At 68.0% G+C, this 21438-nt stretch carries 20 protein-coding genes and 1 tRNA gene; 9 read left to right on the forward strand and 12 right to left on the reverse strand.

The window, feature by feature from the left end:
* Positions 1-16: 16 nt before the first annotated feature.
* Positions 17-817: a PH domain-containing protein gene (locus ASD90_RS11735; RefSeq protein WP_056756219.1), complete on the reverse strand. Its 801-nt coding sequence runs from the start codon at positions 815-817 to the stop codon at positions 17-19.
* 18 nt (positions 818-835) lie between these two features.
* Positions 836-1006, reverse strand: a complete 171-nt coding sequence (locus tag ASD90_RS23990) for a hypothetical protein (RefSeq protein ID WP_200958604.1) — start codon at positions 1004-1006, stop codon at positions 836-838.
* A 179-nt stretch (positions 1007-1185) separates the two neighbouring features.
* Between ASD90_RS23990 and ASD90_RS11740 the strand changes: the two genes are divergently transcribed.
* The gene (locus ASD90_RS11740; protein WP_235506584.1) at positions 1186-2175 is read left to right on the forward strand and encodes a small ribosomal subunit Rsm22 family protein; all 990 of its coding nucleotides are present in this window, start codon (positions 1186-1188) and stop codon (positions 2173-2175) included.
* 31 nt (positions 2176-2206) lie between these two features.
* Here the strand turns inward: ASD90_RS11740 and upp are convergent, their stop codons facing one another.
* Positions 2207-2845: a uracil phosphoribosyltransferase gene (gene upp / locus ASD90_RS11745; RefSeq protein ID WP_056756223.1), complete on the reverse strand. Its 639-nt coding sequence runs from the start codon at positions 2843-2845 to the stop codon at positions 2207-2209.
* A gap of 17 nt (positions 2846-2862) precedes the next feature.
* On the opposite strand from upp, the gene ASD90_RS11750 reads away from it, so the two are divergent.
* Positions 2863-3369 carry a nucleoside deaminase gene (locus tag ASD90_RS11750; RefSeq protein WP_056756226.1) on the forward strand — a complete coding sequence of 169 codons (507 nt, stop codon included), beginning with the start codon at positions 2863-2865 and terminating at the stop codon, positions 3367-3369.
* A 33-nt stretch (positions 3370-3402) separates the two neighbouring features.
* On the opposite strand, the gene ASD90_RS11755 is transcribed toward ASD90_RS11750, so the two are convergent.
* On the reverse strand, positions 3403-4764 hold the full coding sequence (locus ASD90_RS11755; protein ID WP_056756230.1) for an RNA polymerase sigma factor: 1362 nt from the start codon (positions 4762-4764) through the stop codon (positions 3403-3405).
* A 159-nt stretch (positions 4765-4923) separates the two neighbouring features.
* Here ASD90_RS11755 and ASD90_RS11760 point away from each other — a divergent pair.
* Positions 4924-5013: transfer RNA gene (locus ASD90_RS11760), tRNA-Ser, on the forward strand.
* A gap of 73 nt (positions 5014-5086) precedes the next feature.
* On the opposite strand, the gene xerC is transcribed toward ASD90_RS11760, so the two are convergent.
* Positions 5087-6196: a tyrosine recombinase XerC gene (gene xerC, locus ASD90_RS11765; RefSeq protein ID WP_235506586.1), complete on the reverse strand. Its 1110-nt coding sequence runs from the start codon at positions 6194-6196 to the stop codon at positions 5087-5089.
* A gap of 155 nt (positions 6197-6351) precedes the next feature.
* Positions 6352-6576, reverse strand: coding sequence for a helix-turn-helix domain-containing protein (locus ASD90_RS11770; protein WP_056756236.1), 225 nt, complete (start codon positions 6574-6576; stop codon positions 6352-6354).
* A gap of 296 nt (positions 6577-6872) precedes the next feature.
* On the opposite strand from ASD90_RS11770, the gene ASD90_RS11775 reads away from it, so the two are divergent.
* A complete protein-coding gene (locus tag ASD90_RS11775) occupies positions 6873-7202 on the forward strand; it encodes an Lsr2 family protein (protein ID WP_056756240.1) in 330 nt (109 codons plus the stop codon).
* Positions 7203-7612: 410 nt separating this feature from the next.
* Here ASD90_RS11775 and ASD90_RS11780 read toward each other — a convergent pair whose 3' ends face one another.
* From ASD90_RS11780 to ASD90_RS11800, 3 genes are all read right to left on the reverse strand, one after another.
* On the reverse strand, positions 7613-7900 hold the full coding sequence (locus ASD90_RS11780) for a hypothetical protein (protein ID WP_157623158.1): 288 nt from the start codon (positions 7898-7900) through the stop codon (positions 7613-7615).
* A gap of 2225 nt (positions 7901-10125) precedes the next feature.
* Positions 10126-10479, reverse strand: coding sequence for a response regulator transcription factor (locus tag ASD90_RS11795; protein WP_056756254.1), 354 nt, complete (start codon positions 10477-10479; stop codon positions 10126-10128).
* Positions 10476-12326 carry a TRAP transporter substrate-binding protein gene (locus tag ASD90_RS11800; protein ID WP_157623160.1) on the reverse strand — a complete coding sequence of 617 codons (1851 nt, stop codon included), beginning with the start codon at positions 12324-12326 and terminating at the stop codon, positions 10476-10478. The genes ASD90_RS11795 and ASD90_RS11800 overlap by 4 nt, the downstream gene beginning before the upstream one ends.
* A gap of 262 nt (positions 12327-12588) precedes the next feature.
* Here ASD90_RS11800 and ASD90_RS11805 point away from each other — a divergent pair, with 262 nt between their 5' ends.
* The 5 genes from ASD90_RS11805 (at position 12589) to ASD90_RS11820 (ending at position 17559) form a co-directional block, all read left to right on the forward strand.
* Positions 12589-14403 carry a histidine kinase gene (locus ASD90_RS11805; protein ID WP_157623161.1) on the forward strand — a complete coding sequence of 605 codons (1815 nt, stop codon included), beginning with the start codon at positions 12589-12591 and terminating at the stop codon, positions 14401-14403.
* Positions 14404-14458: 55 nt separating this feature from the next.
* Positions 14459-15106, forward strand: a complete 648-nt coding sequence (locus tag ASD90_RS11810) for a response regulator transcription factor (RefSeq protein ID WP_056756264.1) — start codon at positions 14459-14461, stop codon at positions 15104-15106.
* Positions 15107-15382: 276 nt separating this feature from the next.
* Positions 15383-15613 (forward strand): hypothetical protein, encoded by a 231-nt coding sequence (locus tag ASD90_RS23560; protein ID WP_157623162.1) that lies wholly within the window; start codon positions 15383-15385, stop codon positions 15611-15613.
* A 214-nt stretch (positions 15614-15827) separates the two neighbouring features.
* Entirely contained in the window at positions 15828-16403 is a 576-nt protein-coding gene (locus ASD90_RS11815; protein WP_056756267.1) for a hypothetical protein, read from the forward strand.
* A 358-nt stretch (positions 16404-16761) separates the two neighbouring features.
* Positions 16762-17559: a hypothetical protein gene (locus ASD90_RS11820; protein WP_056756270.1), complete on the forward strand. Its 798-nt coding sequence runs from the start codon at positions 16762-16764 to the stop codon at positions 17557-17559.
* Positions 17560-17764: 205 nt separating this feature from the next.
* Here the strand turns inward: ASD90_RS11820 and ASD90_RS11825 are convergent, their stop codons facing one another.
* From ASD90_RS11825 to ASD90_RS11835, 3 genes are all read right to left on the reverse strand, one after another.
* Positions 17765-18163 carry a glyoxalase/bleomycin resistance/extradiol dioxygenase family protein gene (locus tag ASD90_RS11825; RefSeq protein WP_235506588.1) on the reverse strand — a complete coding sequence of 133 codons (399 nt, stop codon included), beginning with the start codon at positions 18161-18163 and terminating at the stop codon, positions 17765-17767.
* Between the two features lie 219 nt (positions 18164-18382).
* Complete coding sequence (locus ASD90_RS11830; RefSeq protein ID WP_162260201.1) at positions 18383-19084, reverse strand: hypothetical protein; 702 nt, start codon at positions 19082-19084, stop codon at positions 18383-18385.
* 913 nt (positions 19085-19997) lie between these two features.
* A complete protein-coding gene (locus ASD90_RS11835; RefSeq protein WP_369793596.1) occupies positions 19998-21326 on the reverse strand; it encodes an ISL3 family transposase in 1329 nt (442 codons plus the stop codon).
* Between the last annotated feature and the right edge of the window lie 112 nt (positions 21327-21438).

Below are 21438 nucleotides of genomic sequence, written 5' to 3' on the forward strand. Positions count from 1 at the left end.
GACCCCGGAGGACCGGTCAGTCGTCGGAGCGCGGCGAGATCGGGCCGGTGTCGGCCCCGCGGCGGCGGCGCTTGAGGTCGTCGCTCTCGTAGACCGTCTCGGACCGGTCGGACGGCCGCTGGATCGGGACGGCCCGGGAGTAGGAGTCGAGGCGGTCCTGGATCGGGTTGTGGGTGCGGTGGACATCGGGGTACGCCGAGCCACCGCTGGGAGCGATCGGGCTGACGGGCGGCGTCGGCCCGCCGGGTTGCCCTGTGTCGTCGGGGAACTCGCCGTCGAGCTCCTCGAAGTCCTCATCGCCGGGGGGCGGCACGATGTGGAAGATCTCGGCGCAGATGTCGCGGTAGGTCTGGTCGGGGTTGGGCACCCACTTGACCTCGCGCAGGGCCTGGTCCTGGCCGGCGCTCTCGAGGACGAACTTGCCGTAGCCGAGGAACTGGCCCGGGATGGAGCGGACGTAGCTCATGTCGGTGACCTTGAGCAGCGGCATCATCGCGACCTTGTGCGAGATGAGGCCGTAGCGCAGCAGCAGCCGCTTGTCGGTGGCCACGAACCAGTTGTGGCTCCAGTCGAGCAGGCACCAGAGGAGCCGGGCGAGCAGGGCGAAGAAGAGCCACCAGAAGATCGTGCCGAGGGCCTGCGTGGCCTTGGTGACGTTGGAGTCGACCCACACCGCCGCGATGAGACCGAGCAGGGTCGTGGCCACGGGCTCGGCGAGCTTGCCCCAGTGGGCCCGCACGGCGGTGACCAGCTTCTCGCCCGGGAGCAGGATCGGCGCCAGTCCCGCCGGTACCTCCGTGCTCCGCATGAACGCCATGAGCTCAGTGTGCTCGCATCATCGGTTGAGCAGGGACCCGAAGAACTCGAGGATCGCGTTGAAGCCGTCGACGAGGACACCCCAGATGTTGGTGACGATGTCGGCAGCCTTGTCGGGGGACGTGAACACGGCGTAGGCGAAGAACGCGAGCACGATGATCAGGATGATCTTCTTGGCCTTGGGGCCCATGGTGTGTCGCTCCTTGGAGGGAAGGTGCTGGGGCTGCCTGACAGCCCCACGGCACAGGGGTGGGACCAGTGTGCCGTACGTGGCTGGTGGGGTGCGTCACCGGCGTCCGCGTGTCGGTCCGGTCGGTCCGGTGGGTCCGGTCGGTCCGGTGGGTCCGGCCGCGCCGCTATCCTCCTCGCGTGTCGCGAACGCCAGCGTATGCCGCCGAGCTGCGCACCGCGCTGACCCGCGCCGTGCGCGGGATCGACGAGCGTGACCTGACCCGCGCGACCGAGTCCCTCGTGTCGCGCTACCGGTCCGTGGCGCCCGCCTCGGCGCCGATCCTCGCATCGCGGGTGCACGTGGCGGCCTATGCCGCCTACCGGATGCCGGCGACGCACGCCGCCCTGTCGAGGGTCCTCGTCGACGTCGCAGGTCGGGGTCTGGAGCCGCGCTCGATGCTCGACCTCGGAGGGGGCACCGGCGCGGCGGCGTGGGCGGCGGCGGGCGCCTTCGAGTCGCTCGAGACGATCATGGTGCTCGACCAGGTCGAGGACGCGCTGGACCTCGGGCGCGAGCTCGTTGCCGACGCGTCGTCGCCCGCGCTCGCGAGCGCGACGTTCCGGCGCGCCGTCGCCGGCTCCTGGCCTGAGCTCGACGCCGACCTCGTGACGGTGTCCTACGTGCTCAGCGAGCTCGACGAGGCGCAGCAGGACGCCCTCGTCGCCGATGCGATGCGTCGGGGCCGTGCCGTCGTGGTCGCCGAGCCTGGGACGCCCGACGGGTACGCCCGCATGCTCCGCGTCCGGTCGGTCCTGCTCCGAGCCGGCTGGGCCCTGCTGGGACCGTGCCCACACTCCGCGGACTGCCCTCTCGCGCGAGGCGACTGGTGCCACTTCGCGGCACGCGTGAGCCGCTCCGCCGAGCACCGTCGCCTCAAGGGAGGGGAGCTGTCCTACGAGGACGAGAAGTTCTCATGGGTCGCAGCTGCCGCACCCGGGGTCCTCGACACCCTTACCGCAGAGGTGAGTTCGGGTCGCATCCTCCGACATCCCTTGAAGCGCAAGGGGTTCGTCGAGTTCCAGGTGTGCCGGCCCGACGGGACCGCGGGCCGCGAGGTGGTCTCGAAGAAGGCAGGGGAGCGCTACCGGGGGGCGCGCGACGCCGACTGGGGCGACGCGCTGCCCTGACCCGGCGGCATACGCCAACGGTGGGGTGGGCTCAGACGACACCGTAGAGGCGGTCGCCGGCGTCACCGAGACCGGGGACGATGTAGCCCTTCTCGTTGAGCTTCTCGTCGATGGTGCCGAGGACGACCTTGACGGGGATGTCGGAGTCGGCGAGCTCGTCCTCGAGGTGCTTGATGCCCTCGGGAGCGGCGAGCAGGCAGACGGCCGTGATGTCGCGGGCGCCCTTGGCGGTGAGGTAGTCGATCGCCATGACGAGCGTGCCACCGGTGGCGAGCATCGGGTCGAGGATGAACACCTGTCGGCCGTTGAGGTCGTCGGGCAGGCGGTTCGCGTAGGTCGAGACCTCGAGCGTCTCCTCGTTGCGGATCATCCCGAGGAAGCCGACCTCGGCGCTGGGGAGCAGCTTGACCATGCCGTCGAGCATGCCGAGGCCGGCCCGCAGGATCGGGACGATGATCGGCTTGGGGTTGGAGAGCTTGATGCCGGTCGTCGGCGCGACCGGTGTCTCGATCTCGAACGGCTCGACGCGGACGTCGCGCGTCGCCTCGTAGGCGAGCAGCGTGACGAGCTCCTCGGCGAGGCGCCGGAAGGTGGGACTGTCGGTCCGCTTGTCGCGCAGGTAGGTCAGCTTGTGGGCGATGAGCGGGTGGTCTGCGACATGGACGTCCATGGGTGGAAACTTAGCGCGTGGCGAAGAGATCCGAGACCCCCGGCAAGAGCTCCGTCCCGACACCGGAGACGTATGCCGCGTGGGTCGGCCAGGCGCTCGACCTCGCGGCGGCGACCGTGCGCTCGCAGGACGTGCCCGTCGGGGCGCTCGTCGTCGACCCCGAGGGAGGCGTGGTCGGCCGCGGGCGCAACGTGCGCGAGGAGCGGGGCGACCCGACGGGGCACGCCGAGGTGGTCGCGCTGCGCGAGGCCGCGCAGGCGGTGGGCTCGTGGCGGCTGGACGGCTGCACGCTCGTGGTCACGCTCGAACCGTGCGTCATGTGCGCGGGTGCGGCGATGGCGGCGCGGGTCGAACGGGTCGTGTTCGGCGCCTGGGACCCGAAGGCGGGGGCGTGCGGATCGGTCTGGGACCTGACGCGGGACCCCCTCGCGACGCACATCGTGGACGTCGTCGGTGGGGTGCGGGCGGAGGAGTCGGCGGCCCTGCTGGTCGATTTCTTCGAGGGCCGGAGGCTCGGCGACTGAGACCAGCGGTGCTCGTAGAGCGGCCGCGTGTCGTCAGCGTCCCGGTGGCCGCTTCTTGAGCGCCGTCACGGTCATGCCGGGTGGACCGGCGACCGGCAGCGAGGTGTACGACGAGGCGCTCCAGCCGTCAGCCGGGTTGGCCCAGTGAATCGTCCACGAGCGTCCCCGGTCGGTCGAGACGGCAACTTGGGCGAAGCCCCACTGGCTCGAGAACCAGACCGCGACCGACCCGTCCTGCCCGTTCGCGGCGTACGGAAGGGCACCGTCCTCGCTCGGGGACTTGACCGTGACGTCGACGGTGGCGAACGTCTCGTCGTCCTGCTGGATGAACACGCGCGCGGACCCGCTGGAGTTGTCGAGGTGCTGAGTGCCCACCCAGCCCTTGGTCGTGTTCGAGTCCCACTGGACGTCGCCCGGGAGATCGAGTGCGTGCACCGTCCCGTGGAGGTCGACGAGGCAGGGCCCCGAGGCGCAGGTGCTGAACTGCTGCCCCGGTCGGGCTCGAGCACCGGTCTTGACCTCGAACGGCTGTGGTTCCTTCATGGTCGGTGAGATCAAGGCGTAGTCGTCGCCGGCCCACGCGGCGATGATGGCGAAGTTGCCGGCGAAGGCTGGCCTCACGACCTGCTCGCTCTGCAGCAGGTGGGTCAGGCGGTGGCCCTTGCCGTCCACCACCTCGACGGCCAGCGCTGCGTTCTCCTGGTCACACGTGGGGGAGCTGCCGGAACCGGGGCGGCACCGTTGCCAGACGATCGCTCGCCGGGACGCGACCTGTGGTGACGTCACCACATAAGCCTGCCGGGCGTCGGGGTGGCCGACGACCGCTTGAGGGGTCACGGGCGGCCATGGCTCCGGTGCCGACGTCGAGGGTGACGGGATGGCGTGGGTCGGGATGAGGGGCGGTGAGCTGCGGACCCGCGACGGGGTGGGGGAGGTCGTCGGTAGCGCGCTCGTCGGCGCCCACGGTGAGACGGACGTGGCGGCGAACAGGGCGACCACGGCAAGCACGGTGCCGGCCGCGCCCAGACCCACTCGGCGCGCCATGTGCCGTCGGTGCGCGCGCGCGGCCCGGCTCAGGCTGCCCGAGAGCGAGGGCCGCTCGAAGCTTGCCGCGGCCGGGAGACCCCGACTGCCGTCGAGGTCGTCGCGGCGGAAGGAACGCCGCACGACCTGGTTGCGGGCGGTCACGCGCAGCCAGTCGAGCGGGCGCCCGATCTCGGCGAAGTCGGGCAGTGCGGCGGCCCGGCGGAAGGCCTCGTCGACCGCGGCCTCGGCGGCCCCCGCGCTCCCGCAGATCGCGGTGAGCTCGCCGACGAGCTCCGCGTGGTACCGGTCGAAGGCCTCCTGCACGGCGACCGGCGCCGGGCTCGGCATCAGTGGCGAGGCGTCAGCCATGGTTTCCAGCCTTCTGCGGTCTCCGTCGTGATTTCCGTGGCCCTCTGATCGTGACCCGTCGGCGGGGTCTCGCGTGGGGGATTGGCTATGTCCGGGCTGCTCGGGGACGCCACTGGTCGATTTCTTGGAGGGCCGGAGGCTCGGGTAAGGTCTCCTCTCGGTGGCGTGTCCGAGCGGCCTAAGGAGCACGCCTCGAAAGCGTGTGTGGGGGTAACTCCACCGTGGGTTCAAATCCCACCGCCACCGCCAGTCACCTGCAGAAACGCCGGTCCGAGCCTCACGGCCCGGACCGGCGTTTCTCGTGGTGGTCTCAGTTGTGGTCTCATTCGAGGTCCGCCGGGCTCTCGAGCCCCGGCCACAGGAGCTCGTCGACCTGACGTGCGACGTCGTCCCGGATCGGTGCGACAACGTGGGCGTAGCGCTGGGCCATGGCGGGGTTGGACCAGCCCATGATGCTCATCATCGTGGTTTGGCTCACCCCGAGCATGAGCAGCACGGTCGCTGCGGTGTGGCGAGCGTCGTGAAGTCGTCCATCACGGATGCCTGCCCGCCGGAGCAGGACCTTCCAGTGAGACCAGTCGGTGCGGGGGTTGATGGGGTCGCCCGTCTCGGTGGTGAACACCCACCCGTCCTCATGCCATGCGTTGCCGGCGTGGACGTGCTCTTCCTGTTGGACGTGCAAGTGGTGCTGGAGAAGGGTGACGAGCTGCGGTGGTAAACCGACCTGCCGGTTGCCGGCGCGGGACTTCGTCGTGTCTGTCTCCGGGTTGATGCGGACACGCTCTGGGCAGTGGCCGGCCTGCGCCTTGCCGCACGTGCCTCCGCAGCCGTGGGCGTACTTGGGGCGCAGGAGTGAGCGGCGAGCGGTCAGGACCCCGTCGTCGAGGTCGATGTCGGTCCACTTGAGGCCAAGTACCTCGCCCTGGCGCAGGCCAAGGGCGAGGGCCATGACCCAGCGGACGCCGTTGCGTGACTCAGCGGCCGCGACGAACAGTCTGCGGATCTCATCAACGGTGAACGGCTCGATGTCGGGTGGGACGACCCGGGGTGCTCGGGCGATGGTGGCCGGATTCCGAGGTAGATGGCCACGGCGGACGGCTTCATTGAGCGCGGCTCGGATGGTGCGGTGAACCTGGTGGACGGTTGCGGGCTTCGTCTCGGCGCTGAACTTGGTGGGCTGGGTCAGGATCCGGCGATAGAGGGATTCGAGGTGCTCGGGCTCGAGGAGCTCGAGACGGTGTGCGCCTATCCCGGGGATGAGGTGGTGACGTACGGCGACGCGGTACGCCGACAGCGTCGTGGCTTTGACGTGCCCGGTCACGACGTTGTCGAGCCAGTGCGTGAGCCAACTCTCAACCGTCCACCGGGTGCCGGCTGTCGGAACCGTGCGCTGCTCACGGTGCTTCTCGAGCCTACGCACCTTCTCGGTCACGCCAGCCTTCGTCGCGGACCGGACGTGGCGACGGTCAGGTCTTCCATCGTCGCGAATGCCGACGGTCACACGTCCATGCCATGATCCGTCGCTGCCCTTGTAGATAGACGAGCGGCCATTTGGCTGTCGTGACATTGACGAGGTCATCGTCAATGTCATCCGATGCCGGAGTCGCCACTGTCGCCGGGCGAAGAAGCAAGCGCGCGAAGGCGGGCCACGAAGTCGTCGAGGGCGTCGCACGGGATGCGACGCAGGCGACCGATGGCGATGGACTCGATGTCGCCGCTGCGCACGAGCGCGTAGACAAGGGTGCGCCCGACGCCGAGCCTCTCTGCGGCTTCTTCCACCGTGTAGACGATGCGCTCCGTCTGAACGGACATGGTGACTCCTGAACGTTGGCGTGCTGATAGAACCAAGACCGATCCGAGCGGGGCACCACGCGTTTCGTGTGCATCCTGATCTATGTGACGCGCCATCCCGACCATCGGTTGATGAGCGGGCCGGGCTCTGTCCAGGAGAGGGTGCCTCTCTGCTCAACACAGCCCGCGGATGGAGGAGCAGAAAGCGTTGTCGTCCGCATGCGTCGCCTCCCACTCGCGACGAAGTAGCCAGCTGCACATTGCGTGTGCTTCGATGCTGCCGCAGGGATTCATCAAACAGTTGGAGAACCCAAGGCATGGCACAGCGAATTCAGACGATTCTGGACGATGACATCGACGGTGGCCCCGCCGATTCCACGATTCAGTTCAGCTATCAAGGCACTCAGTACGAGATCGACCTCTCCAAGGAGAACGAGCAGAGGTTGATCGCAGCGCTCGAGCCCTTCACGAGCAGAGCCCGCAGGATCGGCGGCGGCCGCCGATCCTCGACCAAGGCGCCAGCAGGGAAGACGGACACGAACCAGCTCCAGGCTATGCGCGACTGGGCACGCTCCAACGGCCTCAAAGTCTCTGATCGGGGCCGGGTCAGCCAAGAAGTGCAGGACGCATACAACGCCTCACGCTGAGACCAGCGACGAAGGTCGCCCGCCCCGGCAAGGGCGGGCGACCTTCGCGTTCGTCGTGCTTTCAGTGTTTCTCGCTCCCGAGGGATTAGTCCGTGCAGCGGGCCCGCTGTCGCACGTAAGACGCAAGGCCCAGACCCGACTGGTGCGCACAGCCCGCCAAGGCGGAGTTGCGTGGTCGGAGGTTGCGCCACCCGTCGGACTCAAGCGTCAGGCAGCGTGGGAGGGATGGCGCGACTTGGACGACCTCACTTCACACGTGAGCAACCAGACCGCCGACTGTAACTCCGCGGCCTCTGCGGAGTTTCCACAACCAATCTTCCCCGAGCTGAGGAGTCGCTTCGCGGCGGTGTGACGCTGTCCCGTGGGCGCCTTGATGCGAGGGGCCCACGGTTTACCGAGGTCGACGTTACCTATCCTCCGACGAGTGACTTGAACTTGGGACACTCCGAAAGAATCGCGACCACGGCCACCTTGGCGGCGACGTCACCCCTGAGGTGAAAGGCGTCCTTCATCCAAGGGCCTACGGTGGCCGGATTACCCGACTCGATACGGTCACAGATGCCCCGGGCCAACTCGTCCATCTTGGTGCTGTCATCCATGCCGGCCGCCTTGGCGGCGGCGTAGAACGCGACTTTTCCGCCCAACTTCTCGCCCACGGCCTCCGCGCCGTTCGAGCTGGAAGACGTCGCAGTTGTCATGTCGGGGGTAGGTGAGCTGGCGGAGGACGAAGCTGGAACTCTAGACGGTGTCGGCCTCGCGCTCGGAGCATCAGCGGTAGCTACCTGCGTGGGCGCGGCTGTGGACGCCGTGACCGAATTGGACGAGCAGCCGGTAGCGGCGGCGACGACGAGAGCGGCGACCACAAGATGTTTCATGCTCGAAGTGTCATACATTGCACTGCTTGTCCGAAGGCGGCAGGCCGTTGTCCTTGCCCTTTCGAGGAATCCAGGTGCGCCAGCTTGGCGCCCCGGCGGGCTGCATGCTGGCGGCGGCGAAATCCCGGAATCGCTCGACCGCATCGACCCAACCTGGCCGCTTGCGCATCACGCAAGGACGCCGGCCGCAGAGGCCGGACTGGGTCGACCATGCTTGCCGCCTGTCACGCGTACGCGTGCGCCGGCAGGCGCCGGTAAGACGCAGGTATCGATCTTGCCGAGCGAGGGCGCGGCCAAGTGAAGACATACCTCTCAGCGCGGCGCTCGAATGTACTAATTGGTTTGAGACTTGCCTCTTTGAAACGGACGCAAGGATTAGCAAATAAGGTGCGTAAGGGAGTTATGCGGATTCATTTGGCCTCGTCGTGACATTGTCGCGATCAGTGCGCTCTGCAGCATGGCTCGAGTGCGGGATGCTGGCCTGCAGGCGTGTGCCACCTTCGCGCGGGCTCGTCACGACCAACCGGCCACCCATGGTCTCGATCCGGTCGGTGAGGCCGAGCAGGCCTGAGCCGGACGGATCCGCCCCACCGACCCCGTCATCCTCGACGAGGGCGACGATCAGGTGCGGTCCAGTGGTGATCACCACCTGACACCGGCTCGCGCGGGCGTGCTTCGCCACGTTGGTCACCGCCTCGGCGCAGAAGAAGAGCAGCGCCCCTTCGAGCGCGTCGGGAAGCCGTCCCGCCTCGACTCGTACATCGACCGGGAAGGGAAAGTGCCCGGCCATGTCACGGACGGCCGCGTCGAGGCCACCCTCGACGAGGGCCGCGGGGCGGACTCCCTGGACGAACCTGGTCAGGTCCTCCTGCGCCCGCACGACCTCCGCACGCACCAACGTGAGGTTCCGGTCACCCGAGAGGCCCGCAGTCGCGACATGGTCCAGGAGGTCGGCGACGTGGGCGAGCCGTCGTTGGGCGCCGCCGGCGAGCTGGTCGGCGATCCGTGCCCGCTCACCGCCGACGGCTTCGACGATGCGGCGCCTCGACTCGGTGAGGTCGCCGACACGGGAGCGGATGTCGGCGAGCATCTGCGCGTTGGTCATCGCGAGCCTGGCCGCCGTCGCCACGCCGCTCACCAGCCGTGGGTCCTCGAGCAGGGCCCGGTCGTGGAGCAGGACGGCGACCGGCTGGCCTTCGTCGTCGATATGGGTGGCCGTGCGGTCACCATCCTGCGCCGGCAGTTCGATGGGCTCACCGCGGTCATCGACGTATGCCGTCCTTTCCGGAATCCAATAGCCGACGGTCAGGCCGGGGTCGCCCAGGGCTCGCTGCAGTCGGCCGGTCAGCCCGCTCGTGTCGGACGTCGCACCGAGGTCGGCGACGAGGTCACTCAGTGTCGACTCGGTCCAGCGACCCCACCGCAGGTCGGCTGCCAGCACGACAGCGGCGCCCCCGACGACCGCGTCGTATGCCAGCAGGACGGGTTGGTCGATGTTCCAGGCCAGCAGCTGGTTGAGAGCGCTCGTCACGAGAACGGCGGAGAACCCGAGGGCTGCCCACAGGGCCGGGCGTCCCGCCTTGCGGGCGGGGCCCGTGGTGCGCACGAAGACGTCGATCGCCGCTGCGGCGACCAGGAGCGCGAGTGCCAGGGTGAGCGCGGCAGCGNCGTCCCGCCTTGCGGGCGGGGCCCGTGGTGCGCACGAAGACGTCGATCGCCGCTGCGGCGACCAGGAGCGCGAGTGCCAGGGTGAGCGCGGCAGCGGGGACGAACGCCTCGACAACGCCCAGGACGTATGCCGCCCCGATGACGACCGTGACGTAGCGGCGCCTCGAGTGCCCGGTGGGGTAGGTGAGGTGCAGCTGCACCAGCGGACCACGGTGAAGGAAGACGGCTGCGGAGAAGACGCTGCCGACCAGCCACGTCGCCCCGACGAGCAGCATCAGTCGACCGACTCTGCCGAACCGCATCGACGCGAGGCCGGCACCGATCACGACGACCCCGACGAGCAGGTCGACGATCTGGAGTAGCCCGATCCCGCCCATGGGTCAGCCGGTCAGCCGGCCCAAGGCCGACCCGCTGAGCTCGCTCTTGGCGACGAAGCCACGTACTGGGCTGGCCGCGACACGCGCACGGTAGGAGCTGCGGCTGCGCGTGGAGGTCAGGACGACCGCGCAGCGAGGCGCTTGGTCCGCGATGCGCGAGGACACCGCGAACCCGTCGACGTCCGGCAAGACGACGTCGAGCAGCACGACGTCGGGTTGCAGGCGGCATACGAGCTCAACACCCGAGGAACCGTCCGCGGCCTCCCCGACGACGTCGTAACCCTCCGCCTCGAGCAGCGCTCTGGCGAAAGACCGGAAGCCGGTGTGGTCGTCGATTATCACGAGCGTCGGTGTCATGGCGCCTTCTTCGTCAAGGTCCACGGGTGGCGAGTCCACACGACTTTGGCGTCACACGGCCAGGTGCCCACGGGTTTGAACGTCAGGGTCCTGCCGTCGAACGTGAAGGTGGCGGCCAAGACGCGCCGGTGGGCCGTATACGGCTGGAGTCCGCTGGTCGTGACCAAAGTCAGCTCCAACGTCTTGCCGTACACGCGGTACCTGCCCACCCATCCCATGTTGGCGATCGCCGTATGGCTGACTTCGCTCGCGTGCTCCGTCACCACTCCGCCATCGAGCGTGAAGCTCACGTACCAGGTCAGAGGCTCGTCGGTCTCGGGCGCGTGGAGGTACACCTCCTCCGGCAGGCCGTCGCAAAGGTTGCGATCGTCGGAGGAGATCACCGTCTCGTACGTGCCGTCCGGGAGCGTCGACGCGCCTTGAGCCGGGCCGGACCGCAGGACCCAGGGGTTGGTCGTCCAGATGACGGCGTCGCCGCATGAGCCCCCGGTCATGTCGCTGAGGCGCAGGGCAGTTCCGTCGAAAGACCACCTCGCGATGAGGTTGTCGATCCGGACCCGGTCGCGCAGGGTGGTGTACACCCCGTTGTACCCGCCCCCCCAGGGCGCAGCCTGGCTGTCAATGCGTTGGCGGATGGTGACTCGGCCGTCACGCACCTCGAGCAAGTACCAGGACTTTTGCCCGGGCGTGCCCTGCGGCGGCCCATCCGCGCACCGCGCCCTCGCATCGTTCTCGAGCACCATGTCGTAGGTTCCTTCGGGGAGCGACCCACCGCCGGCAGCGGGTCCCCTCGAGGGGCAAGCCGCGACGTCCGGCGGCGCGGCGACGGCGGCCCTGAGATCGATGAGCCGGTCGAGCATCCGGGCGTTGGCCGGGTCGCCGGCGATCTCGTCGTAGACAGGTTGGACGGCCCGGCGCAGGGCGGCGAGCTGCAGGTCCGACGAGGGCAAGAACGCGACCTCCTGTGCGCACAGTTTCGCGACCGCGGAGTCGTCCTCGGTCCGGGTTGCCTCGAGGGCCGCAGGGACCGCGTTCGTTGCGGCCGTGCGCAGGACTTCCCGCTGGGTGTCGGTCAGCGAACGGTACGACGCCTCGTTGAGCACGACCGCCATGGCTTGCGGCCAGAGGTTGACGTTCGCGGTGATGTACTTCGCCTCGAGTCCGTAGAAGTTGCCGACGATGTTCTCGACCTGCTGCTCATACGCGTCGACCCCGCCGAGGCTCGCGCCGGACGGCATTCGTGTGAACGTGGCATGGAGGGCCTTCGCCGTGGACTCCGGTATGTCGCCGCCCTGGATCCCGAGGGCGGTCCCGCTGAAGTCCGCGGGAGCCCGGAACGGCTTGCGCACCCCGAGCACCTTGCGCATCGGACCCGGCAGGACAGCGACCGCCACCAAGCCGTGCCCCTCGAGCCCGCGGGCCATCTCGAGCTGGATCCCCTCCGAGAAGATGCGGTTCTGCACGTCCTGACTGTCGACGAGCAGGGGCGCCACGAGCGGTTGGAACGAGGTGACGCCGATCAGGTCGAGCGACTGCACGCCGACCCATGCACCCTGCATGCGACCGCCAATCACGTCTTCGAGGGTGTGCTTCTCGAAATCGACCTCGCCCCTGTGCCAGGAGTCGTTGAAGTGGAGGCGCAGCGCCCCGTGCGACTGCTTGTCCACCTCGGCGGCATAGGCCCGGACCTGGGGAGGCGCAACGTCGTTGAGCTGAGCGATCTCCAGCACGGTGACCTCTTGCAGGCCCCGGCCACCGGCCCGATCCGATCCCGGGGTGGTGCAACCGGCCAGGCCCAGTACGACGGCCGCAATAAGCGCCACGGTCGACCTCGTGGTTCGGGTCATGGCCGGCACTCCCTTCGGTGCCTCGAAACTCCGATTGTCTCGCCTCGAGGCCAGTGTGGTCCGGTCAATCGGTCAAGCGAATCAGTGCCAACCCTGAGTCGCGGTGCCCGTCGCGGGTGGATTCTGGGCTCATGAGGGCTCGGCATGGGGCGCGATGTGCTGGTGTCGCGGCGGTTGCGGGGGCATCGGCCGCCGCACCCATCGTCCGCCCCTGCGCTTCGGACCCTGGCGGCTATGCCGGAGGCGTCGAAGGGAATGAGCCGTGGGTGCGGCAGTAGGCCTTGGTGCGCGCCGCCGGGCGGCGTCCATCCATGCCGTCCAGATCGTCAGGTGCGCCGCGGCCCTCGCCGTCGTGGCGGGCCTTGCCTGGCTGACGATGCGCATGGTGGCCGCGTCGCACGGATTCTCCGAGAGCGGGGACTCGACCCTGTCCGAAGTTGCGCTCCACGGCACGGTGGCACTGCTCGCGTCGGTCGGGGTCATCCATCGGCTCGCCCGGCCAGCGAACCGCTATGGCTGGCTGCTCGTCCTCATCGCGGTCTTCCTGCTCGTCACGGAGTGGGCCATTCCTGGCGCGACAGCTGCCGGGTCGCTCTCTGCGGCAGCGTTTTCCGTGGGCCTGCTTCTCGCCGTTGCAGTTCCGGTCGCCACGACCTGGGCGGTGCTGGCGTTTCCGTCCGGACGGGTGGAGCGCCTCCGTGACCGCTACCTGCTCGCGGCAGGAGCTCTCGTGTTCGTCGGTGCTCTGGGGCTTGTGCCCGCACTGTTCTTCGACCCGCAGGCGCAGGGCTGCTTGGACTGTCCGATAAACCTGATGCTGTTCCGCGGCGACCCCGAACTGGCGGCGGCGCTGTCGCGAACCGCGATGGGGGCCGCTCTGGTGTGGGCTACCGTCACCATGCTGGAGCTCCTCCTGGGCCTGGCACGGATGAGCCCGGCGTCTCGCCGGGCTCGTGGCGCCGTGTGGTCAATCGGTGTTCTCTACCTCGTCGCCGCGTCCGCGCAGCTCGCCGTGAGCCTCGACCGCGGCTTCGTGGGTGGTTTGACGATGGACAAGGGCCTGTGGTGGGCGCAGCTCGCGGGCCTGGCCGCACTGGCCCTCGCGGTCGCCTTCAGCCTGCTGCGATCTCGTGCCATGCGGCGCAGCGTCACCGGCCTCGTCGTCGACCTGCACCGGGAAGCCGCCGCCGGAGGTATGCGTGAGGCGCTGGCCGCGTGGCTGCACGACCCGTCGCTCCTCGTGGCCTATCCCGTCGATGGCGCCTACCGCGACGTCCACCTCGAGACGGTGGACGTGACGCCCCGGCCGGGACGAGCCACCAGCCGACTCGTGAACGACGGCGACGAGATCGCCGTGCTGGTGCACCGGCCGGGCCTGCTCGACAACCCGGATGCCGTTCGTGAGGTCGTCACGGCGGCCCGGTTGGGCCTCGACAACGAACGGCTGCGCGCCGAGGGACTTGCCCAGGTGCGCGCCCTCGCAGGGTCGCGCGTGCGCATCATCGAGGCAGGCGACCGCGAGCGGCGCCGGCTCGAGCGCGACCTCCACGACGGCGCGCAACAGCGCCTCGTCGGGCTGTTGCTGGGTCTTCGCCTGCTGAGGACGACGTCCGGAGAAAACCACGCCGAGGTGGACGATGCGGAGGCGGAGATCCAGGCGACGGTCGACGACCTCAGGGAACTGGCCAACGGACTCTGTCCGAACGTCCTGCTCACCGAGGGGTTCGCCGTCGCGTGCGCGGCCTTGAGCGAGACCATGGACGTCCGTGTCGTCGACGCTCCGGACCGACGGTTCCCCGCGGTGGTGGAGACGACGGCATACCTGCTCGTGGCGAAGGCGGCGGCCGCGGGACCCACCACGGTGTATGCCGCATTCGACGGTGACGCGCTACGGGTCCGCGCGGACGTCGCTCAGGCAGGCGTCGGCCTCGCCGGCCTGGAGGACCGCGTCAACGCGCTCGGCGGACACATCGAGGTCCTGCGCGTCGACAACGGCAAGCGGGTCGAGCTCGAGCTGCCGCTCGCCGCACCGGCGGTCAGCCGCGAGGTCATCGCCGCGGACCGTGGCCCGCAGTGACCCGCGCACAGGAAGGGACCGAGCCAATGTGTCTCACCAATGAGAAGGAGCCCTGGTGCGAGCCGTTGTCGCCGACGACTCGCTGCTGACGCGCGAAGGCGTCGTTGCGCTGCTCACCTCCGGTGGAGTCGACGTGGTGGGCCAGGCCGGCGACGCCACCACGCTGATGAACCACGTCCGCGTCTATCGGCCCGATGTCTGCGTCGTCGACATCCGGATGCCTCCGACGCACACCGACGAGGGCATCGTCGCAGCGACCGCGATCCGGTCCGAGTTCCCCGACACCGGCGTGCTGGTGCTGTCGCACTACATCGAGTCGGCGTACGCGTTGCGTCTCATTCAGGACCAGCCCGAAGGCATCGGCTACATCCTCAAAGAGCGCATCTTCTCCGGCGACGTCCTCATCGACAGCCTCCGCCGCGTGGCCGAGGCGGAGACCGTCGTCGACCCGACCATCGTGGCGCGACTACTCCACAGGCGCCGCACCGACGACCCCGTCCAGGCGCTCAGCGAGCGAGAGCGCGAGGTCCTTGCCCTTGTCGCCGAGGGCCTGACGAACCAGGGCATCAGCAGGCGGCTGTTCATCACCGACCGGACGGTCGAGGCGCACGTGCGCCAGATCTTCACCAAGCTGGGGCTCGACGAGTCTCCGGAGAGCAACCGCCGCGTCCTGTCGGTGCTGACCTTCCTCCGTAGCCCCTGACCCTCAGGACGTCGAGGTCCGCCACGTGAGACCAGCTCCGGTGACGGAACTGGGGACGCGCGCCGCTGCGCGCCGTCTGCGGGACCGCGGCGACGATGCGTCCTTCATGGACCTTCGCGAAGCCACGGATGCGGGAAAACCCCAAGCCGACGGTACTCGGGTCGAGTGGTTCTCCCAATGTGGCGAAGGGGCCCCTGAGTCGACTCTGGAATTGGCACCACATTCCCCCATCACTCGCTTGGTCTGCAAGCGAATCCGTAGATCCAGGAGATTGTCATGAACCTTCGCAAGGCGGCTATCGCAGTCGTCGCCTCAAGCCTGTTGGCAACACCCGCCGTCGCTGCCGCTTCGCCAGTGCCAGATCCCCCATCCCGGACTGCCGCTGACACGGTCCAGGTGGCCGTCGACCAGCTCACCAAGGCCTACGCCCGCGCGCGGCTTTCGGACAAGCGCGGCATCCACAACGAGATCGTCCTGTTGATCAACGTCGGCCGGGCAACGCTCTAGGAACGTCAACGTGCGCCCTGACGCGAGATGCCGAACCCGGAAGAGCGCAGAACAAAGGGTGTTGGAGCCGAGGCGCACGACACCAACGAGCAGCGACCGGACTTCGCCGCTCCTCTGCGCAGGCATACAAGGGTGCAGGCCGGATAAGGAACAAATACCCACTAGCCCTAGAAACCACCACCAGGAGATAGAGATCATGAACCGAACACGCAACATGACCCTCGCACCGGCACTCGCCCTCGGCCTGACCCTACCCGGGGTCTCGCTGGCAGGCCCGGCATCGGCATACCCTGCCGGAAACGGTCCGTGGCAGACGATCATCCAAGAGCCGTTCAGCGAGATCCAGGAAGACTTCTGCGACGAGCCCGGACTGACGGTGGAGTTCGAGTTCGCGGACGTCCTCCAAGTCAGGCCGTCGCGCAACCTCGGCCCCAACGCATTCCCGTACGACTTCTACTTCCACGACGGCTATGAGAAGTACACCAACGTTGACACCGGAGAGTCGGTCACCCTTGTGAATTCCGGCGCCAGCCAGGACGTCCAGCTCACGGACAACGGCGACGGCACCTTCACCCGCCACGTCACCAACAAGAGCCACGGCCTCCTGTACTCCGACGACGGCGAAATTCTTGCCCGCTCAGCGGGCGTGTTCAGCTACACCGTCGTGTACAGCTACAACGGCACCCCCTCGGACCCCTCGGACGACTTCAAGGTCGGGCGCCCGACCATCATCAGGGACGAAGGCAACAAGGGCGACTTCTGCGCGGTCGTGGTCGGCGCCATCGGCTAACTGCAGCGACCAAGCGCAGCAGACAGCCCTACCGAAGTCCGCTGCGCGCCGGCCATCGCGAGTATCGACTCGTCCAATCCGTCAATCAGCCTGCGCGCGCCGGTTGCGTTTGAGAAGGCGAAGTGGGGGTGCCCATAGTGGGCGCCTTGACGCGGCGGAAGGACGCGGGTGTCCCAAACCGGCCTGGCCAGTTGATTGCGCTACTTGCCCCGCCCATGGACAGCCCTCGACGTATCTTCAGAACATGGGACGTAACGGGCGGAAAGTTCGCCGGCAAGGCGTAGGACAAGGGCCAGCGCCTCGGTCGAGGCACGAGGCAGCTATAGTCACCGTCGATCTGCGAGCACCCTACGCATGGTTGTACATCGATGAGGATCACCACTACTACCTCGATGGGGCCAAGAGCTGCTGGGCCTTTTGGCTGGGGCCGGGGCGCCACACGCTTCGCACAAACACCGCTATCTACAACTCGGCAAATCAACTGAGGGAAAGCATGGGACTCGCGACGCAGGGCGTCGCATTGACGATCTCTCTCGACGCAGGAGAAGCGGCCGGGTTTGTCATCGTGAATCGGTGGGGAAAGCAGGAGATCCGTCCACACGTCCACCCCGCCCAAGACATCTGGGCACAGGTGGCCGATCTGGACAACGGTCACGTCAAGACGGTTCCACCCGATGGTGAGGATGACATGGCATTGGCCGTTCGGATGGTCACGGCGAGCCTGGCCGAGCCAGACGTCGTGGAAACGAGCCGGACCCAAGAGCGCATTGGGCGCGAGACCCGCACGGTGGACAATCGCGGTAACCCTGCACCAGTGACCCGCACGATTACGGTGACCCGCATGTGGTCCGGAAGCGCGGAACTTGAGAAGTCGTCCACAAGCTCAGTGGGCCTCGACCTGACGATGTCCGCCTTTGCGGAGCTGACTGCAGCGATCAAAGAGACGCTGGTAACCACGTATCGGGTCAGCGAACATCAAGAGGAGACGGTCAGCGAACAGGTCGTCGTCACGGTCCCGGGGAACACCTGCATCAAGGTCGAGTTCGTCTGGAAGCAGCTCGTTGCGCACGGGGTCGTGCGTCGAGGCGACACTGAAACGCCCTACCGCGCTGTCGTCGGAGTCACGTTCGACCAGAAGCAGACCATCGTTCCTTAGCCGCCTGCAGTGGTGCAGCTCGGACTAAGGCCCGAGGGAAGAGTCCGCATCGGATCAGCCGGTTCACGCGGCAGCTTCGCTACCCCGTCGATCCGGATTGCGCGGGACGAGTGCGGATCGCCACCGCAAGCCCCAACACCATCCAACCGCCCCGGGAGGATAGGCGGCGATAGGACGCATCCGGGCCCGCCGCCGACCGTCGGAGCTACTGGGATGCGGGGCGCGGCGTGACGGTCCGACCGCCCCACTGCTCGGGAGCGACGTCGTCGATCGTCTGGTTGAGGACCCACTGGTGCCCGAACGGGTCGTCGATCGTGGCCTGTCGCTCGCCGTACTCCCAGTCGTGCGGTGGGTCGACGAGGACGGCGCCTCGCGCCGTCGCCGTCTCGACCACGCGCGCGACGTCCGCCACCTTGAGCATGACCTGGTGAGAACGCCCCGTCTGGGGCGTTCTCCGCCCGGGCCGAACCTCGGCCACCACCAGCTCGGCCGGCCCCCCGTCCGGCAGCCCGAGCTGCGAGCGGTGCCCTTCGCCGATGCGGACGTGTTCGACGAACCCGAAGACGTCGGCGTACCAGGCCACGGCCGCCCGAACGTCGGTCACGGTCAGAACCGGTGTCACCCGCGCGTGCGGCGCCGACCGGTTAGTAAGCATCCAGCCACAGTAGATCGCTGCGGTCACGTGCGCACCGACCCGCACGTCAGGTCGCCCGGCAGGCGGCGGTGTGACTCAAGTTCGACGTCCGCGTCTGCGGGCTCCGTTGTGAATACCGTCGATCACCGACTCCGCGGAGTCTCCGGTCTACGGATGCGTGACAACTGATCACCTCACGAGTTCGTCGACTGCCGCTCGCAAGACGTCGTCATCCTTTGGCCCGACCCAGCTGATTACACGCCCCCGAGTGCCAAGGTTCTCGTTCAGCGCTTGGCGGGCGTCGTCCACGTTGAAGGCGTTCGTTACCACCAGGAGTCGATCTGCGATGCCCACCCGCGACAGTAGGGGGTCCAATGTGCTGCCCTTGAAGGGCCGCCGCGGATCCGACTTGTACTTTGTCTCCACCAAGAGCTTGACGTCACCCATTTTCAGCTCAAAGTCAGCTTGGTCACGGGCACGGCCCGGTGCGGCTGAGATGTCGAGGCCAGGAAGCGCACGGCGCAATGCTTCGTGGAGAGCTTCGTCGTACTGAGCGGCAGGATGCATGGGCAGGGTGCCGGTCCGCTGCGCCTCAGAGAGTCTGCTGCGAAGGCTCTCCAACTGCGGGACGGCGGCGCTCTCGCCAGCTTCCTTTGCTGCGTCGATTTGTTGGTCGACCGTCAGGACGACTTCCTCCCAGAAGAACTCGTTTCCGGAGACCACTATTCGAGAAGGCCAGCGGCCAATCAACGCTAAGACACTTGCCCCCAGTCCCGCGGCAATGAGTGCCACCGCGCCGGATCCTTCAACCTCTGTGAACGTCGCGATTGACCCGGCCACCCAAGAGCCAAGTCCCGCGACACCGAGGGCGATGCGCTCTGGGCCCTTCATTCGGTGGACCTGAGCTGATCCTCGCTCTTGCGGCCGACGCTCTGGAGACATGTCGCTCACTCTGACACGGTCGGGCTCCGGACGGGCGACATCATTCATCCTTGGCGCGGCAGGACGCGCCGACGTACTGGCCAGTGCCGCCAGAGCCGCCTTTCTGCCGCCGGTGACGCACGGGGCGAAACGCTAATCAAGGCAGGGTCTGGCCTCGTGGGCGATGGCAAATACCGGGCGCGCGCAGCGTGACGGCCTCCGCAAGACCACTCTCTCGGATTGCGGTCGGCGCGGGAGAGGCGCCTTAGTGCTGGCGCCGCCGAGGCGGCTTCACCGGTTCTCCAGGAATCTCGAGCGTCAAGGCACGCCGTTTTGCGGCAGCGAGCACAGACGCATCACGCACCTGGTGACGTGTATGCGCGACCCGATCATCGGCGTACATGCACAGCTCTCCGACCTTGCTGCCACACAGAGGACATGGAACTGACTGCCAGAACCCCTCAGGCAGCTCATCGTGACTGATGTCCAACTTGAGCACTTACCCTCCGATCTTGGTGTGAAGCGTCCTCAGTCTTCCGGATGCTTGGTTGTTACGCGAGCGGGTGCAAATCCCCGACCACCCGGCCACGCTGGCCTCACGGGCCAACCTCGCCGCGGTTACCTATCGGGCGGGCACCTGGAGCGGGCCATCCCGCTCTACGAGCTGGATCTCACCCACCGAGAACGGGTGCTCGGGCCAGACCTCGCCCTCGTGCCAAAGTGGCTCTTCGGAATTATGCATGGGCGGGGGCTCGTCGGTAGGCCCGGGTTCCTGAGGCTGCGAGCAGGATCCGGAGCCGGTAGTGCTCGAACGTTCTGAANGTCGTTGACCGGTGACCGCGAGCCCGAGATCGTCGAGCCGGGTGAAAGTGGCTCTTCGGAATTATGCATGGGCGGGGGCTCGTCGGTAGGCCCGGGTTCCTGAGGCTGCGAGCAGGATCCGGAGCCGGTAGTGCTCGAACGTTCTGAAGCCGTGGGCCAGGCGTCGGGTCTTCTCGATGATGAGGTTGACGGCCTCGGTGCCGCCGTTGCTGATCCGCTCGGTGTCGAACCGGGCCAGGACGTGCTGACGCCACTGCTTGAGGGTTCGTCCGAGGCGGGCGACCTCCGGGACGGGACAGGTCGGGAACGAGGCGATGACGTGCTCGGCGATGCGGCGGCCCTCGGCCGGGTCCTTGGCTTGGTACATGGAGCGCAGCTGCTGGTAGCCGTGCCAGGCGACGGTGACCTCCCAGCCCGGATCGCCGGCCTGTAGGCAGGCGTTCAGCTTGTCGATCTGCTTGTCGGAGAGGTGTTCTCGTCCGCGGCGCAGCAGCCCCCGGATCTTGTACAGCGGGTCGTCCTTGTGCCCGCGCCGGCCCAGGGTGTCCTGCTGGATCCGGCGGCGGGTCTCGTCGAGGACTTGGGTGCCGAGCTTGACGACGTGGAACGCGTCCAGGACCGCGACCGCGTCCGGCAGCTCATCCCGCAGCGCGTTCGCGTAGCCGCGGAACGGATCCAGTGAGGCCTCGCTGATCCCGGCGGTGAACTCTTCCGGCTGGGCCTTGAGCCAGGCGGCGTAGGCGGTGCCGGTGCGGCCGGGCACGACGTCCAGCAGCCGCGCGTGCAGGTGCCCGTGCTCGTCGCGGGTCAGGTCCACCATGCCGGTCACCGCCCGGGCGGCGTCCCCGATCCTGCTTGGTCGCCAGATGTGCTCGTCCACGCCGAGCACCGTGACGCCCTGCAGCCGGGCCGGGTGGGCCAGCCGCCGGACGGCCTCGAGCTCGATCGCGTCCCACAAGGTGTGCCAGTCCACCCCGAGGTGGCGGGCCAGCGCTGACACCGTGGTGTCGTCATGCGCCAGAGCGTCGGTCGCCCACCCGATCGCCCGCGAGGTCAGCTTCGCCCGTGGCGCGATCAGGTCGTGCTGCTCGCTGAACGTCACGAYCGGGCAGGTCGGTTCGAGGCACCGCCAGACCCGCTTGCGCCACCGCACCAGCGTCACGGCGCCAAAGCAGGGAGCGTCCGCGGCCTCATGCACACGCCGGCCATGACCGGTCGCGACAACGCCGCAGCTGGGGCAGCCACCCACGTCCGCGTCCGTTTCCACGGTCACGACGAGCCGGTCGAGCTCATCCAGGTGCACGTCGAGCACGTGCATGCCCGAGGCGTTGAACAAGGCGTCCGCGCGGGCACACCAGCCCACGCCGGCACCACACGTACAGTGATCCATCGTCGAGGTCTTCAGTTAGGCAGCTTGGTCGCTACCGATCCTGAAGACCTCGACGCATCTATGCCCGGACCGCCACGCCGAACGCCTCACCCACGCTCAGATCCGAAGAGCC

This window comes from Terrabacter sp. Root181 (genome assembly GCF_001428505.1).
GTDB lineage: Bacteria > Actinomycetota > Actinomycetes > Actinomycetales > Dermatophilaceae > Terrabacter.

Excerpts from the sequence above, each read along its gene's own strand:
- ASD90_RS11735 (WP_056756219.1), bottom strand. The coding sequence starts at position 817 with ATGGCGTTCATGCGGAGCACGGAGGTACCGGCGGGACTGGCGCCGATC.
- ASD90_RS23990 (WP_200958604.1), bottom strand. The coding sequence starts at position 1,006 with ATGGGCCCCAAGGCCAAGAAGATCATCCTGATCATCGTGCTCGCGTTC.
- upp (WP_056756223.1), bottom strand. The coding sequence starts at position 2,845 with ATGGACGTCCATGTCGCAGACCACCCGCTCATCGCCCACAAGCTGACC.
- ASD90_RS11755 (WP_056756230.1), bottom strand. The coding sequence starts at position 4,764 with ATGGCTGACGCCTCGCCACTGATGCCGAGCCCGGCGCCGGTCGCCGTG.
- ASD90_RS11770 (WP_056756236.1), bottom strand. The coding sequence starts at position 6,576 with ATGTCCGTTCAGACGGAGCGCATCGTCTACACGGTGGAAGAAGCCGCA.
- ASD90_RS11775 (WP_056756240.1), top strand. The coding sequence starts at position 6,873 with ATGGCACAGCGAATTCAGACGATTCTGGACGATGACATCGACGGTGGC.
- ASD90_RS11780 (WP_157623158.1), bottom strand. The coding sequence starts at position 7,900 with ATGACAACTGCGACGTCTTCCAGCTCGAACGGCGCGGAGGCCGTGGGC.
- ASD90_RS11795 (WP_056756254.1), bottom strand. The coding sequence starts at position 10,479 with ATGACACCGACGCTCGTGATAATCGACGACCACACCGGCTTCCGGTCT.
- ASD90_RS11800 (WP_157623160.1), bottom strand. The coding sequence starts at position 12,326 with ATGACCCGAACCACGAGGTCGACCGTGGCGCTTATTGCGGCCGTCGTA.
- ASD90_RS23560 (WP_157623162.1), top strand. The coding sequence starts at position 15,383 with ATGAACCTTCGCAAGGCGGCTATCGCAGTCGTCGCCTCAAGCCTGTTG.
- ASD90_RS11815 (WP_056756267.1), top strand. The coding sequence starts at position 15,828 with ATGACCCTCGCACCGGCACTCGCCCTCGGCCTGACCCTACCCGGGGTC.
- ASD90_RS11830 (WP_162260201.1), bottom strand. The coding sequence starts at position 19,084 with ATGAAGGGCCCAGAGCGCATCGCCCTCGGTGTCGCGGGACTTGGCTCT.